Genomic DNA, 13,644 nt, shown 5'->3' on the forward strand with positions numbered 1-13,644 from the left:
GCCCTTTTGTGGATGGGTGTGCTTTTCGTCCTGCCCATGCTTATGATTGCGCTGATGTCCTTCCTTAAAAGAGGCACATACGGGCAAGTTGTCTATGAATTTACGCTGAACAATTACGTGCGCATTTGGGACCCGCTGTACGGGCAAATTTTTGCGGACACGCTGGTAGTTGCCATTTTGACAACGGTGTTGTCGATCGTGTGCGGCTATCCGCTTGCGTATTACATTTCCCGCCTGGAAAAGTCGTCCCAGCAAATTTGGCTGTTGCTTGTGATGATTCCGTTCTGGATCAACTTTCTGGTCCGTTCCTACGCCTGGGTGATCATCCTGCGCTCCCAGGGGGTCGTCAATACGATTTTGCAATCATTAGGGATTATTACGGAGCCATTGCCGCTTTTGTACAATTCCGGTTCGGTGCTTTTGGGGATGGTGTACACGCTGCTGCCGTTCATGGTGCTGCCGATTTACGTGTCCCTGGAGCAGATGGATCGCCGCAAGCTGGAAGCGGCGTACGATCTGGGAGCGACTCCGTGGAGAGCTTTCTGGCACGTTACGCTGCCGATGACCAAAACAGGCGTCGTCACCGGATCGATTCTCGTCTTTGTCTCCTCGATCGGGATGTTCGTCGTGCCGGACGTGATGGGCGGGGCGAAATCGGCCCTGATCGGAAACGTGATTCAGAACCAGTTCCTTTCGGCGCGTGACTGGCCGTTTGGCTCGGCATTGTCGATCGTGTTGATGCTGTTGTCCATGCTCCTGATTCTTCTGTACTTCCGCGCTGTCAAAGCGGGCGAGGCAAAGGAGGGGGCAGCATGAAAACGTGGCGCAGACATACGCTTTCCGGCTACTCTTGGCTGATGCTGGTCTTCTTGTACTTGCCGATTGCGATTCTCGTTCTATATTCGTTCAATGACTCGCGGATCAACGCGACGTGGAACGGGTTTACATGGAAATGGTACGTCTCCTTGTTTGACAACAGACAGGTCATGCAGGCGCTCATGAACAGCCTGTCCATCGGGGTGATCAGCAGCGTGCTGGCAACGGTTTTGGGCACGGCTGCATCGCTCGCCATCAAGCATTACTCCTTGCGCTGGCGCAATGTCGTCAACGGGCTGATCTACTTGCCGATTGTGATTCCCGAGATCATGATGGGACTTGCCCTTCTCGTCTTGTTCAGCCAGGTGCACATGGAGTTGGGCAAGTGGACACTCATCATGGCCCACGTGACCTTTTCCATGCCGTATGTGATGGTGATCGTCTCCGCCCGCCTGGCCGATATGGGCAAAGAGCTGGAGGAGGCGGCGCAAGATTTGGGCGCTACCCCGTGGGGAACATTGCGTCATGTGACGCTGCCATTGATCATGCCCGGAATCGTCGCTGGCTTTTTGATGTCGTTTACTTTGTCGCTCGATGATTTCATTATTTCGTTCTTCGTGGCTGGTCCTAATTCGACCACGCTGCCATTGTACATTTACGGCCTGGTAAAACGCGGCGTATCCCCGGAAGTCAATGCGCTTTCGACGCTGTTGATCGCAAGCACGGTGCTGCTGGTGATTATTGCCGAGCTTTTCCGCCGCAAAGATTCCAAAAACGGTCAGATTCACTTTTAGTTGACCAGACGTATCCCATACCGATTTGGAGGTTGAGAAGAAAAAATGAAACGTTTCAAATCCATGATGATCGGCGCTTTGACCGCCGTACTCGCAGTGACAGCTGTCGGCTGCTCCTCGTCGTCCGAACCCGAGCAGCAAGTATTGAACATCTACAGCTGGGCAGACAATTTTGACCTGGATGTCATCAAAGATTTCGAGCAAAAGTACAATGTCAAAGTCAACTACGACGTGTACGGCAGCAACGAGGAAATGCTGGCAAAAATCCAGGCTGGCGCATCGGGCTACGATTTGATTCAGCCGTCCGATTACATGGTGGCAACGATGATTCAGCTCGGCCTTCTCGAAGAGTTGAACAAAGAAAACATCCCGAACATGAAAAACATCGTGTCTACGTTCAAGACGCCTCCTTTTGACAAGGAAAACAAATACTCGCTCGTGTACACGTGGGGAATCACCGGGATTGCCTACAACAAAAAGTATGTCAAAGAAACGCCGACAAGCTGGAACGATCTGTGGAACGAAGCGTACAAAGGTCGCGTCATCATGCTGAACGACCCGCGCGAAGTGATGGGGATGGCTCTGATCAAAAACGGCTTCTCCAACAGCACAACAAACAAGGACGAGCTGGCAAAATCGTTCGCTGATCTGAAAAAAGTGCTGCCGAGCGTCATGGCTTTTGATACGGACAACATCAAGCAAAAAATGATCGCGGAAGAAGCGTGGATCGGTACGGTCTGGTCTGGCGACGCTGCGATTATTAACGGACAAAACCCGGATGTGGAGTACGTCATTCCAAAAGAGGGCGCGACGATCTGGGCAGACACGCTGGCGATTCCAAAAGGAGCCAAGCACAAAGATTTGGCGGAGAAATTCATCAACTACTTGATGGAGCCGGAAGTCAGCGTGAAAAACTACGAGTCGATCGGCTACAGCAACCCGAACGAACAGGCATATCCACTGCACAGCGAAGAATATCGCGCGAACAAAATGATCTTCCTGGACAAAGCGGACATCGCCCGCGCCGAGTGGCTGGTTGATGTCGGAGATACGTTGCAAGAATACGACCGCTACTGGACTGAGATGAAGAGCGGCCGATAAACCGAATTGCCATAAGCAGAAGAACCGAGATGGGATGAATGAAGCATCCTGTCTCGGTTTTTGTTTTGGGCACGGATGGGGTCAGGACGATTATGGAAAAACTACCTGCACCAGGGAAAGAAGGGCGGGAACGCCAGTTTTTGCTTCAAAAAATCGTCACAGCAGATAGCCCGATGGAGCCATACAGAAAAGTAGACGATTTTGATAGGATTAAGGACGAAAAGGCGAAGGAAGTAGGTGATATGCTGATGCACAGCATAAAGCGACTATGGACCGTGCTTTCGCTGGCCTTTTTTCTGGTGCTTGCGATTGGAACGAATTTGGCTTACGCCCATGCCGGCATGATGGGCAGCAGTCCGCAAGACGGCGAGCTGCTACAGACGAATCCGGGGCAAATCTCCATGAGGTTTACCGAAACACTGGAGCCTGACCTTGTCACCATACGTTTGTTTGATTGGGACGGGAAAGAAATACAAATGCAACGCCCGACTCTTCAGCCGGGAGACGCTTCGCAGGTCAATGCGCAGCTTCCGGCCGATTTGGCGGAAGGTACGTATTCCGTCATCGTCTCGGTCGTGTCCGAGGACGGCCATCCGGTAGAGGAGCGCCTGACCTTTTCGATCGGGCAAAAGAGCGCGGTAGTCGTGCCGCCGGGTGAAAACAAGACCGACACGAATTACTTGATTGTGTATCGCTACCTCGCCCAAGGGATCATTTTGCTGGGCGGCGGACTGTATTTGATCGCAGCGTGGGGACAGCGCTACGGCTTGCCGAAGCTCGCGGCACTGATCGGAATCGGCAGACAGATCGGCTGGGCGCTTGCGATCGTGGGACTTATTTTTCTCTGGTTCTTGTACGACGAATCGCTGAAGGCTGTTTCTTTGACCGACGCCTTGCTGCATCTGGACAGCAACTTGCTGATGCAGTCTCCATTTGCCGTCATGCTGATCGTCTCCTTCATTCTCTTGCTGCTTTTGGCGATACCGGGCATGGTGTCTGGCTGGTATGCGGGCATATGGGTGTTGTTGATCAGCGCGCAAGCTTTTGGCGGTCATGCCTGGGGGATTGCTCCCGTCTGGCTGTCGATCGTGCTGCGGCTGCTGCATGTGCTCACAGTGGCACTCTGGCTGGGGGCGCTCGTCTACCTGCTCTTGGTGTCCAAAGAGGCGGAGCGGGGCAATGAGCCGTTCAAGCGGTTCTTTTTGCGCCTGGTTGCGACAGCGGCTGTGCTTGCTGTTGTGACGGGAGTATTCATGCTGCTCGTACAAACGGACGTGACGAGCATTCTCGCAAGCTCGCTTGCCTGGAACTACCTGCTGTACGGAAAAATCGTCAGCGTCGTCATCATGCTGGCGCTCGCCTACGGACAGACAAAGCGCTGGCGGGGAAGCAACCAGTTGCAGAGGAAGTGGCTGCGCTGGGAAATCGTTTTTGGCATCGTCGCTGTGTTGGCAGGGCTGTGGATGAGTCAAACCAACTACCCGACCGACGCGACAAACAAAACAGACACGACAAACACACAAGCCGCTTATGCAAGCAGCGACAAACTAGGAGGGTTTTCTCGATGAACATGAAAAAATGGATGAGCAGTGTATTGGTGGCAGGAGCTGTCCTGACGCTCGCGACAGCAGCACAGGCGCACGTCAACGTCTATCCGAAAGAAACGACTACCGGATCGTATGAAAAATACACCGTTCGCGTTCCTGTAGAAAAAGACGTCAACACAGTGAAGGTAAAGCTGGAATTTCCGGCTGGCGTAAAAGTAAACACCGTTCAGCCTGTTCCTGGCTGGAGCTATGAATTTGAAAAAGACAAGGACGGCGTGAACACAGCACTTGTCTGGACAGCGACAAACGGCGGGATCAAAGCGCACGAGTTCATGGAGTTCACTTTTGTCGGGGCGAATCCGAAAGAAGAAGGCACGCTGGCGTGGAAAGCGTACCAAACGTATGCGGACGGCGAGGTAGTGGAGTGGACAGGCGACAAGGACGCCAAGACTCCAGCGTCCGTGACGACTGTCAAAGCAGGTGTTGGCGAGGCTGGACACGATCATGGCCATGGTGCAGCAGAAGCGACAACTCCGGCTCCTGCGACCGGTCAAGCAGCAGCAAGCGCAGGCACAAGCAACACGTTGCCTCTGGTGCTTTCCGGACTGGCGCTCTTGCTCTCCATCGTGGGGCTGTTCAGAAAGAAAGCATAAGAGAGAGAGTAGCGGAGAAGAAACACGGCGGAAAAAACCGTGCAGCGAGCAACATGCTGCGCGGTTTCTTATTTTCCCCTACCTTTTTGGGCGGAATCTCCTTATAATTATGACTAATTACTTTCGGAGGTGTTAAATGATGTCAGTCATCAAATTGGAGCAAGCAAGTAAACAGGTAGGAAAACAATACAATCGGCAGTGCGGCACGTGCGGTTTTTCTTCGCGATAAGGAACGATTGAAGTAGCCTGTTCACGGCTGAAAAATGACGGAACGTGTCCTCTGCCAGAATAGGTGGAGACTGCTTCCATGGTTATGAATGCAACGACTGTATATATGGTCAAACGTTTTATGGCGTCACTCGCCAACACGACGATGTTTACGACTTACGCGATCTTTTACATCGCGACATTGGGCCTGAACCCGTTCGAGCTTTTGCTGGTCGGTATGGTGCTGGAGCTGTCCGTCCTGCTGTTTGAGGGCGTGACAGGCGTGGTGGCCGATACGTACAGCCGCCGTCTGTCCATTATCATCGGGATGTTTCTGTTGGGGATCGGCTTTGCGCTGCAAGGGATTCTTCCCGTGCTCGATGGCTGGCTGCCTTTTGTCTCTGCGTTTGTTTGGGTCTTGATTGCCCAACTGTTTTTTGGCGTGGGCGATACGTTCGTCAGTGGAGCCGACACAGCGTGGATTGTGGATGAGGTGGGCGAGGAAAAGCTGGGCAGCATCTTTATGCGCGCGAAGCGTTACTCGCTTTTGGCGAATATGCTCGGAATCGGGCTGAGTGTGTGGCTGTCTACGCTGGCCCCGAACTTGCCGTATTTGTTTGGCGGGTTGATCTACCTGGCACTGGGCGTTTTTCTGATCTTCTTTATGAAGGAAACGGGCTTTACCCCAAGAGAGAGGGAGAAAGGCACGTCCCAGTGGAAAGAGATGAGCGAGACGTGGCTGTCGGGAGCGCGAGTCATTCGCAAAGAGCCGATTTTGCTGTTGATTTTGCTGGTGACGCTGTTTACAGGAGCAGCTTCCGAAGGGTATGACCGCTTGCATGAAGCGCATTTGATTTCCGAGATCGGCTTCCCGCAGGTTGCCGGGATTTCCATGGCGATGTGGTTCGGAATCATCGCTGCGCTGTCCAGCTTGCTTGGGCTGTTCGCTGTCAGCTTTGCCGAGAAGCGGCTGGATGTCAACAACGAGCGGATCGTCGTCGTCGGCATGTTCGTGTTGACGGCCTTGAAAATCGCTGCGGTCATCGCTTTTGCTATCGCCCCCGATTTTGGCTGGGCGCTGGTTGCCTTGCTGCTGATCGGCGTGATCGATTCGCTCACCAGTCCCTTGTACGAGACGTGGCTGAATTTGAATATCGAGAGCAGTGTGCGGGCGACGGTTTTGTCGATGATGAGCCAGTCCAACGCGCTTGGACAGACGATGGGGGGACCTGTGGTCGGCTGGATCGGGCATCGGCTGTCGATTCGCGCTTCCCTGATTACGGCAGGCTTGCTGCTGATTCCGATTCTCGCTGTGTTCGGTCGAGTGCTGCGTAAACGTTAGACGGTGCATCTAATGAATGAAGAAAAGGCATGTATCCCGCGATTGGGATGCATGCCTTTTTGATGCGCATGTGGGCAGGCTGACCGTTCCAACTGATTCCAAAAGTGGGAGCAAGCTTGTGGTATACTTAGGTAACAAACATTGTTTCTTGTAGGATGGAGAGGGAGTGGATACAGATGGAAGTTTTTATTCTCATCGTCGTCGTATTTGTAATCTTAGTCATTGTCTTTGCAAACAAAGCCAAAACTGGCACAACCAGACGCTCGTACTCAAATTCTACCGATAGCAGCAGCTCCTTCTACGCCGACAGCAGCCATCACCATCGCGACCGTGATACAGATGGAGATTGGAGAAGCAGCGACAGCGGCAGTGACTACAGCAGCAGCAGCGGCAGTGATAGCGGAGGCGGAGACAGCGGCGGAGGCGGCGGTGGAGACTGACGCTTTTGCCACGCCGCGTTGTATGTTACAATGATTGGGAAAATGATTCCAAACCATAAATGGTGCGGTCTTGAAAAGGAGAGATGTTTTATGTCAAACATGAAAAACGCTCAGAGTGTAGGAAGTTTCGTCGCAGGAATCCTCCTTTCAAGCGGAAAATAACACCGTTCACAAAATGAGGATTCGACTGCGACTGGTGTTGGCGTACGGCCAATCATTAACCATTTGCAGGGGGAATCCGTAGTGAATCAAGCAACCAATCAATCAACATTGCAATCTTTGGGCTGGAATGAGCATTTTGCCAATCTGTTTGCCCCTTATGCCGAAGAAGGCTTCAGCGTGGGAAGAATCTCGCTGGAACATAAACGCATTTACCGTCTGATGAGCGAGCATGGCGAGCTGTTGGGCGAAGTCACGGGCAAGCTGCGCTATGAGGCGACGGGTCGCGAGGATTATCCGGCGGTAGGAGACTGGGTAGTCATCAAGGCGCGTCCCGAGGAAAAGAAAGCCTCGATTCATGCGCTGCTCCCGCGCAAGAGCAAGTTTTCGCGAAAAGTGGCCGGGGAAACGGTCGAAGAACAAATCGTGGCAGCCAACGTCGATACGGTCTTTTTGGTGACTGCCTTGAACAACGACTTTAATATACGCAGGATGGAGCGTTATCTCATCCTCGCCTGGGAAAGCGGAGCCAATCCGGTGATCGTGCTGTCCAAGGCTGATTTGTGCGACGATCTGGAAAAGTGCATGGCTGAAGTGGAAACCGTCGCGATCGGCGTGCCTGTGCACGTAGTCAGTGCAGAGCAGGGAGAAGGGCTGGAACAGCTCGCACCTTACCTGGGCAGCGGACAGACGGTGGCGCTCATGGGCTCGTCGGGGGTCGGCAAATCGACGCTGATCAACAAGCTGAGCGGAGCAGAGCGTCAAAAAGTAAGCGGCGTTCGCGACGGAGATGATCGCGGACGGCATACGACGACGCACCGCGAGCTGTTCCAGTTGCCAGGCGGCGCTCTCATGATCGACACGCCGGGAATGAGAGAATTGCAGCTGTGGGAAGCCGATGAAGGATTCCGTGGCGCTTTTGACGATGTCGAGAAGCTGGCGGAAGACTGCCGATTCAGCGATTGCCAGCACGGGCGGGAGCCGGGCTGTGCCGTCCGGGAAGCGATTGCGGATGGCACATTGGAGCAGGCTCGCTTCGACAGCTATTTGAAGCTGCAACGGGAACTGGCTCATCTGGCGCGCAAGGAAGACGCCAGGCTGGCAGCGGCCGAGAAAGACAAATGGAAGAAAATGACGATGCAGCATCGCAGCAAAAAGCCTAAGCGATAAACGAAAAGACCCTCGAAGCTTCGGGGGTTTTTTCCGTTTTTCAGCAAGCAAAAACAGCTTGGCAGACTTTCAGAAATTTACCCTTGATCACAGCAAGCCAGTTGTGATAGATTTGGTCAAGACCCAGCAAACACGCTGGGTAATAGGCAGAAGAAGTGCTCGTATAATTTTGGGAATAAGGCCCAACAGTTTCTACCGGGTGACCGTAAATCGCCTGACTACGAGTGAAATAGCGTCTGTTTGGCATCGCGGATGCCGTTCCTTTGTTCTTCGCAACAAAAGGAGTGGTTTTATCCCGATCCGAACGATGCTGACACGCATTTGTTGGCGTGCTGCACCTAAAGGGAAAAATGCCCCGAGGGACAGTTTCACTTGGCGTTGGTTTTATTACCTGAGCCTGCTTGTGAACTGTCCGTTCGGGGCTTTTATTTTTTTCACCAGGTTTGAGCGAGTGGCGTTGGCAGGCAACGTCCGAGTGTTGATGGAGGAGGAAGAACAGATGAAAGAATTGCAAGAGCGCATTGTCCAGGACGGCAAAGTATTGTCCGCATCCGTGTTGAAGGTGGATGCGTTTTTGAACCATCAGGTAGACCCGCAGTTGACGATGAAAATCGGGGAGCGCTTCGCCGAGCTTTTCGCAGGTGAAAAGATTACGAAAGTATTGACGATTGAGGCAAGCGGGATTCATTTTGCGCTGGCGACGTCGTTTGCCCTCGGTGTGCCTTTTGTATACGCGAAAAAGAAAAAGGCCGTGACGCTGACGGAAGACGTGTACTCGGCTCCTGTGCACTCGTTTACCCGCCAGGAAACGTATCAGATCAGTGTGTCCAAGCAGTACCTGTCTGCCGATGACCGCGTGCTGATCGTCGACGACTTCCTTGCGACAGGAGCAGCTTTGATTGGGTTGACCCAAATCATCAAAGATGCGAATGCTCATCTGGTCGGCATCGGAGCCGTGATCGAGAAAAGCTTCCAGGAAGGTCGCGGACTGCTGGAGCAAGCGGGTGTGCGCATTGAATCGTTGGCCTGTATCGAGTCCATGTCGCCAGAAGGCATTCACTTTATTCAACCGGAATCTGTTCGCGTCTAAAACCGATCGATCAAGAGGAGAGAAGATTACTTCATGCTATCCAAACAAAAGATAGTTACTTTAGGTTTGCAGCACGTTTTGGCGATGTATGCCGGTGCTGTTGTCGTGCCGCTCATTATTGGCGGGGCTTTGAACCTGACTCCCGCCCAGATTGCCTATTTGATTGCCGCTGACTTGTTTACGTGCGGGATTGCCACTCTGTTGCAGGTGATCGGCACGCGTTACACCGGGATTCGTCTTCCGGTCGTGCTCGGGTGTACGTTTACAGCGGTAGGGCCGATTATTGCGATTGCCTCGACGAGCAATTTGGCGACGGCCTACGGGGCCATTATCGTTTCCGGTTTGTTTGTAGTATTGGCAGCTCCTCTGTTTGGCAAGCTGCTGCGGTTTTTCCCGACGGTGGTGCAAGGTTCCGTCGTGACGATTATCGGCTTGTCGCTCATTCCTGTGGCGATGAACAACGCGGCTGGCGGCCAGGGCATGCCTGATTTCGGTTCCCCGCGAAACTTGCTCTTGGCTTTGGGTACATTGGTCATCATTTTGGTTATTAACCGTTTCTTTACCGGATTTATTCGGGCGATTTCTGTCCTGCTCGGCCTTGTGATCGGTACGGTCGTGGCGTACACGATGGGCATGGTCAGCTTCGCCAATGTGGCGGAGGCGTCCTGGTTCAGCGTGGTCGAGCCGTTCTACTTCGGCACCCCGCAATTTTCCATCGTGGCGATTGTGACGATGATTCTGGTCAACATTATCAGTATGGCTGAGTCGACTGGCGTTTATTTTGCGCTTGGAAAAGTAACCGATACGAAGGTTACGGACAAAGACGTAGTCAAAGGTTTGCGCGGGGAAGGAATCGCGATCGTTTTGGGCGGTGTTTTCAATGCCTTCCCGTACACAGCCTTTTCGCAAAACGTTGGTCTGGTTTCCTTGACAGGCATCAAAACGCGCGATGTGATGATCGGAGCCGGCGGCCTGCTGGTTGTCCTCGGCCTTTTGCCGAAGCTGGCTGCCCTGACGACCGTTGTGCCGAATGCCGTGCTGGGCGGCGCCATGATCGCGATGTTCGGCATGGTGGTAGCGTCCGGCATCAACATTTTGTCGCAGGTGGATCTTCGCCAAAACGAAAACTTGCTGATTGCCGCTTGCAGTATCGCAGTCGGTCTTGGCTCCGCGGCTGTTCCAACGATGTTTGACCAACTGCCGACTTTGGCGAAAATGATGCTGCAAAACGGCATCGTGACAGGCTCGCTGACTGCTGTGATTTTGAACATTTTGCTCGTTCATACGAATAAAAAAGTGCAACAGGCTCCTGTGCCGAGTACGATCTCAGAAGCTTCCTGAGGCTTGTCAGGCAATCGTCAGTCCATTAAAAAGATGAAAACCGCCATTCTCTAGCTGTGTGCAGAGGATGGCGGTTTTTTTGGCGATAAAAAAGGCTCTCCCGAGGTTGGCAAGCGTCTAATGGCCTTGGCCAAGTCAGACATACGATGGCTATGTACGAAATCAACAGGGAAGGAAAGATGAGTGCATGGCTACCTTTCGGGAGGCGCTGAAAGCGAAGAACCATCTCGTGAAAAAATGGAAGCGAATGCCCGGTGTCATGGGCATTGGCGTCGGATATGTAAACGGCAGGAACAACCAAAAGGGCGCTTGTGTCGTACTGTATACGCTGGACGCTAGTGCCGCCGTGAAAAAAGGCTGCCCGAGCTGCGTGGCGGTCAAACGGAAAAAAGGCGGAAAGCGGCCAAAGATTACTTCCCATGTGGCTGTCCCTGTGCGAACAGTGACATCGGGGAGATGCAGCAGCCATCAAAAATGGCGGGCAACGTCGAGCTATCGCCGGAGGATTCGTCCGGTGATAGCAGGCGTCAGCGTAGGATATCCGGGAGCGTCCGGGACGGCGGGCCTGATCGTGACCGGAGCGCTCAGACGGGCACAACGCTTTTTGTTGAGCAACAACCACGTTTTGAACCGCAACAATACCGGAGGCTACACGGAGACAATCCAGCCGGGAGGATCGGATGGCGGGCGTTCCGGACGCGACCGGATTGGACAACTGTACCGTTTTGTCCGGCTGCGAAAAAATGCCGTCAACGATATGGATGTGGCGATCAGCATTCCGACTTCCAATAACCTGCTTGCTCCGCGCTATGCGAAAGTCGGCACGATTCCCGGATATGTCCGCTCTTATGCGATCGGCAGCCGTTTGAAAAAGGTAGGCCGGACCACGGGCTTCGTCCATGGAGTCGTAGAGTCGACTCACACCGATATTAACGTCGATTACGGAGATTACGGCGGACTGGGAACGATTCGCTTCCGCAACCAGACCGTGATCCGCAGCGCCGCGCCGATTTCGCTGCCAGGTGATTCCGGCTCTGTCTGGTTGACCGCAAACAACTACGCCGCTGCCGTCAACTTCGCAGGCTCAGCAGACGGCAGGCTGTCGATCGCTTTTCCGATTCACCGGGCGATGCGCGCGCTTGGCTTGCGGGTGGCCCAGCCTGCTTCCGCGCTTTCGTCCAGAAAACGCGCTGTTCGCCGCAGGAAAAAGGTTAGGAAGTAATCTGGTTCATTTCGGAAGCGAGATCGTCCAGACAGGCAAGCACCTCCGCAGAGCGTGCTTCCAGGATGGCAAATGCCATCTCGGCCTCTTTTTGTTTGCCCGTAGAAGCCAGCGTGAAAATATGGCGAATCGCGTCGTGAAACCCTCTGTGCGGCTCTGCCAGCCGTTTGAAAGCGGGGAGGGAGCTGATCGCCTGGTTTTGTTTCGCCTCGTCATACCAAAGCCCGAGACGGCAATTGTGGTGATCGATGAGGTCTTTTTCCGTGATGGAATGATAACCGAGCAAGAAGTTGTACACCCACCATTTCCAGAGCAGATGGTCGGTTTTGACGATGCGCAAGCTGTGTTTGGCTTTCAGGCGTGTAATTTGACTGATGCTGTTTTTGTGCAGGGCGTTGATGCCAGCCCCGATTTCGTAGACGTTTTTGCCTGCGTGGGAGACGTGGGTGAAAATTTGTTCCATATTGTTCTCCACCTGGGAAATTCGCATGGAAATATCTTCGGTTGAAGCTGACTGTTCTTCTGTCAACGAAGCGATGTGTCCCGTCGCATGGCCTACTTGTTCGATATTTTGCACAATCTCGCCTAACAACTCGATCGCTTCGCGTGTCTGAGTGGCATTGTCGTTGAAATGAGTGCCAAGCAGAGCCGCCGTTTCTTTGACCAGGCTCGCTTCATGGCGGACGGTATCCATCGTGCTGGTGATGCTTTGTACGGAATGTTTGGTTTGTTCCGCGAGCTTGCGCACTTCCTCGGCGACGATGGAAAAGCCGCGCCCATGCTCACCCGCCCGGGCAGCTTCGATAGAGGCGTTCAAGGCGAGCAAATTCGTCTGATCCGCGACGCTTTTGATCACTTGCACGACTTGGGAGACAGCTTCGATGGAAGTCGTCAGTGACGAGATTTTGGCCTGCATCTCATTAAATTCTTCCGCCATGGACAGGAAGCTTGTCAATGACGTCTGGATGATTTTTTGCCCGGCTGTGGCCTGCTCCATGGTCGTCGCAGCATTTTCCGCCACGTGCACGGCGGAGGCGGCTACCTTTTGCACCGATTCGGACAATTGCTCGGCTGCGTGTCTGACCGTGCCGGTTTCGACGCTTGTCGTGTCGATGGTATCGAGTACATGCTTGATTTTATCGATTTGCATGACCAGCTCCAGGACATTGCCCAGGCGGTCGATCGTTTTGTAGTCGTGATCCTCTTGATAAGCTTCCAGCACGATCTGGGAGTCGAGCGTGAGCAGCTTGATCAAGGCAAGCAAGATGGAAGACAGTTCGTCCGGCTTTTTGCTGTAAGTATGGACGATGGCGGGAATAAAGCATTCGTACAGCCGCATGTAAGAGCCGGTGTACCACTCTGGGGCGAGTCCGATTTTACTGTGGACTTCCCCGATTTTTTCCCGTCCCGCGACGTAGGCATCGTTGAGTTGTGCGTTGGAAAGCGATTGCAAATAGTGGCGAAAGGAACCGGAGAGGCGTCCTACAGTAGTATGGACTTCAATGATATTCATCAAATTCGCATAGTGGCCAAGTATCTGATAATGCCGCTCGGTAATCGTGTCGATATGCTCGGTTATGAGCGGTTCGATTTGCGCGAGCCGCCTGAGATCGTCATTGTTCATCTGCAAAAAGTTTACTTTTGCCCGCAATTGCTCTGTCATCGCGATATCGCTTTCCTGGATCGGGGCCGTTTGTGATCGCGCCCAACGCTTGCCAAACATAGAATCCCTCCGCTTTTTTATCAAAAACTGACCTATCCA

The 13,644-nt window shown here is 53.3% G+C and carries 12 protein-coding genes and 1 riboswitch; of the genes, 10 read left to right on the forward strand and 2 right to left on the reverse strand.

Annotation, left to right across the window (positions count from 1 at the left end; genetic code table 11):
- The first annotated feature begins 12 nt into the window (after positions 1-12).
- The 6 genes from M2298_RS15545 to M2298_RS15570 all read left to right on the forward strand — a co-directional run bounded on the left by M2298_RS15545 (position 13) and on the right by M2298_RS15570 (position 6,460).
- The gene (locus M2298_RS15545) at positions 13-816 is read left to right on the forward strand and encodes an ABC transporter permease (protein ID WP_063228172.1); all 804 of its coding nucleotides are present in this window, start codon (positions 13-15) and stop codon (positions 814-816) included.
- Positions 813-1,610, forward strand: a complete 798-nt coding sequence (locus tag M2298_RS15550; protein WP_122963827.1) for an ABC transporter permease — start codon at positions 813-815, stop codon at positions 1,608-1,610. The genes M2298_RS15545 and M2298_RS15550 overlap by 4 nt, the downstream gene beginning before the upstream one ends.
- A gap of 45 nt (positions 1,611-1,655) precedes the next feature.
- A complete protein-coding gene (locus tag M2298_RS15555; RefSeq protein WP_122963828.1) occupies positions 1,656-2,711 on the forward strand; it encodes a polyamine ABC transporter substrate-binding protein in 1,056 nt (351 codons plus the stop codon).
- Positions 2,712-2,803: 92 nt separating this feature from the next.
- Positions 2,804-4,279: a copper resistance CopC/CopD family protein gene (locus M2298_RS15560; RefSeq protein WP_280648699.1), complete on the forward strand. Its 1,476-nt coding sequence runs from the start codon at positions 2,804-2,806 to the stop codon at positions 4,277-4,279.
- Positions 4,276-4,911: a YcnI family copper-binding membrane protein gene (locus tag M2298_RS15565; RefSeq protein ID WP_280648700.1), complete on the forward strand. Its 636-nt coding sequence runs from the start codon at positions 4,276-4,278 to the stop codon at positions 4,909-4,911. The genes M2298_RS15560 and M2298_RS15565 overlap by 4 nt, the downstream gene beginning before the upstream one ends.
- Positions 4,912-5,218: 307 nt before the next feature.
- Positions 5,219-6,460: an MFS transporter gene (locus M2298_RS15570; RefSeq protein WP_280648701.1), complete on the forward strand. Its 1,242-nt coding sequence runs from the start codon at positions 5,219-5,221 to the stop codon at positions 6,458-6,460.
- Positions 6,461-6,729: 269 nt separating this feature from the next.
- On the opposite strand, the gene M2298_RS15575 is transcribed toward M2298_RS15570, so the two are convergent.
- Positions 6,730-6,912, reverse strand: coding sequence for a hypothetical protein (locus M2298_RS15575; protein ID WP_167470271.1), 183 nt, complete (start codon positions 6,910-6,912; stop codon positions 6,730-6,732).
- Positions 6,913-7,143: 231 nt separating this feature from the next.
- Here M2298_RS15575 and rsgA point away from each other — a divergent pair, with 231 nt between their 5' ends.
- The 4 genes from rsgA to M2298_RS15595 all read left to right on the forward strand — a co-directional run bounded on the left by rsgA (position 7,144) and on the right by M2298_RS15595 (position 11,882).
- Complete coding sequence (gene rsgA, locus M2298_RS15580; RefSeq protein ID WP_173599913.1) at positions 7,144-8,229, forward strand: ribosome small subunit-dependent GTPase A; 1,086 nt, start codon at positions 7,144-7,146, stop codon at positions 8,227-8,229.
- A gap of 139 nt (positions 8,230-8,368) precedes the next feature.
- Positions 8,369-8,470: riboswitch (purine riboswitch) on the forward strand.
- Between the two features lie 258 nt (positions 8,471-8,728).
- A complete protein-coding gene (locus tag M2298_RS15585; RefSeq protein WP_280648702.1) occupies positions 8,729-9,319 on the forward strand; it encodes a xanthine phosphoribosyltransferase in 591 nt (196 codons plus the stop codon).
- A 33-nt stretch (positions 9,320-9,352) separates the two neighbouring features.
- A complete protein-coding gene (locus tag M2298_RS15590) occupies positions 9,353-10,660 on the forward strand; it encodes a nucleobase:cation symporter-2 family protein (protein WP_122963835.1) in 1,308 nt (435 codons plus the stop codon).
- 187 nt (positions 10,661-10,847) lie between these two features.
- On the forward strand, positions 10,848-11,882 hold the full coding sequence (locus M2298_RS15595; protein WP_173596798.1) for a chymotrypsin family serine protease: 1,035 nt from the start codon (positions 10,848-10,850) through the stop codon (positions 11,880-11,882).
- On the opposite strand, the gene M2298_RS15600 is transcribed toward M2298_RS15595, so the two are convergent.
- Positions 11,872-13,605 (reverse strand): protoglobin domain-containing protein, encoded by a 1,734-nt coding sequence (locus M2298_RS15600; protein WP_280648703.1) that lies wholly within the window; start codon positions 13,603-13,605, stop codon positions 11,872-11,874. The two genes, M2298_RS15595 and M2298_RS15600, sit on opposite strands and share 11 nt — an antisense overlap.
- Between the last annotated feature and the right edge of the window lie 39 nt (positions 13,606-13,644).

Source organism: Brevibacillus sp. 1238, assembly GCF_029892995.1.
Lineage (GTDB): Bacteria > Bacillota > Bacilli > Brevibacillales > Brevibacillaceae > Brevibacillus > Brevibacillus parabrevis.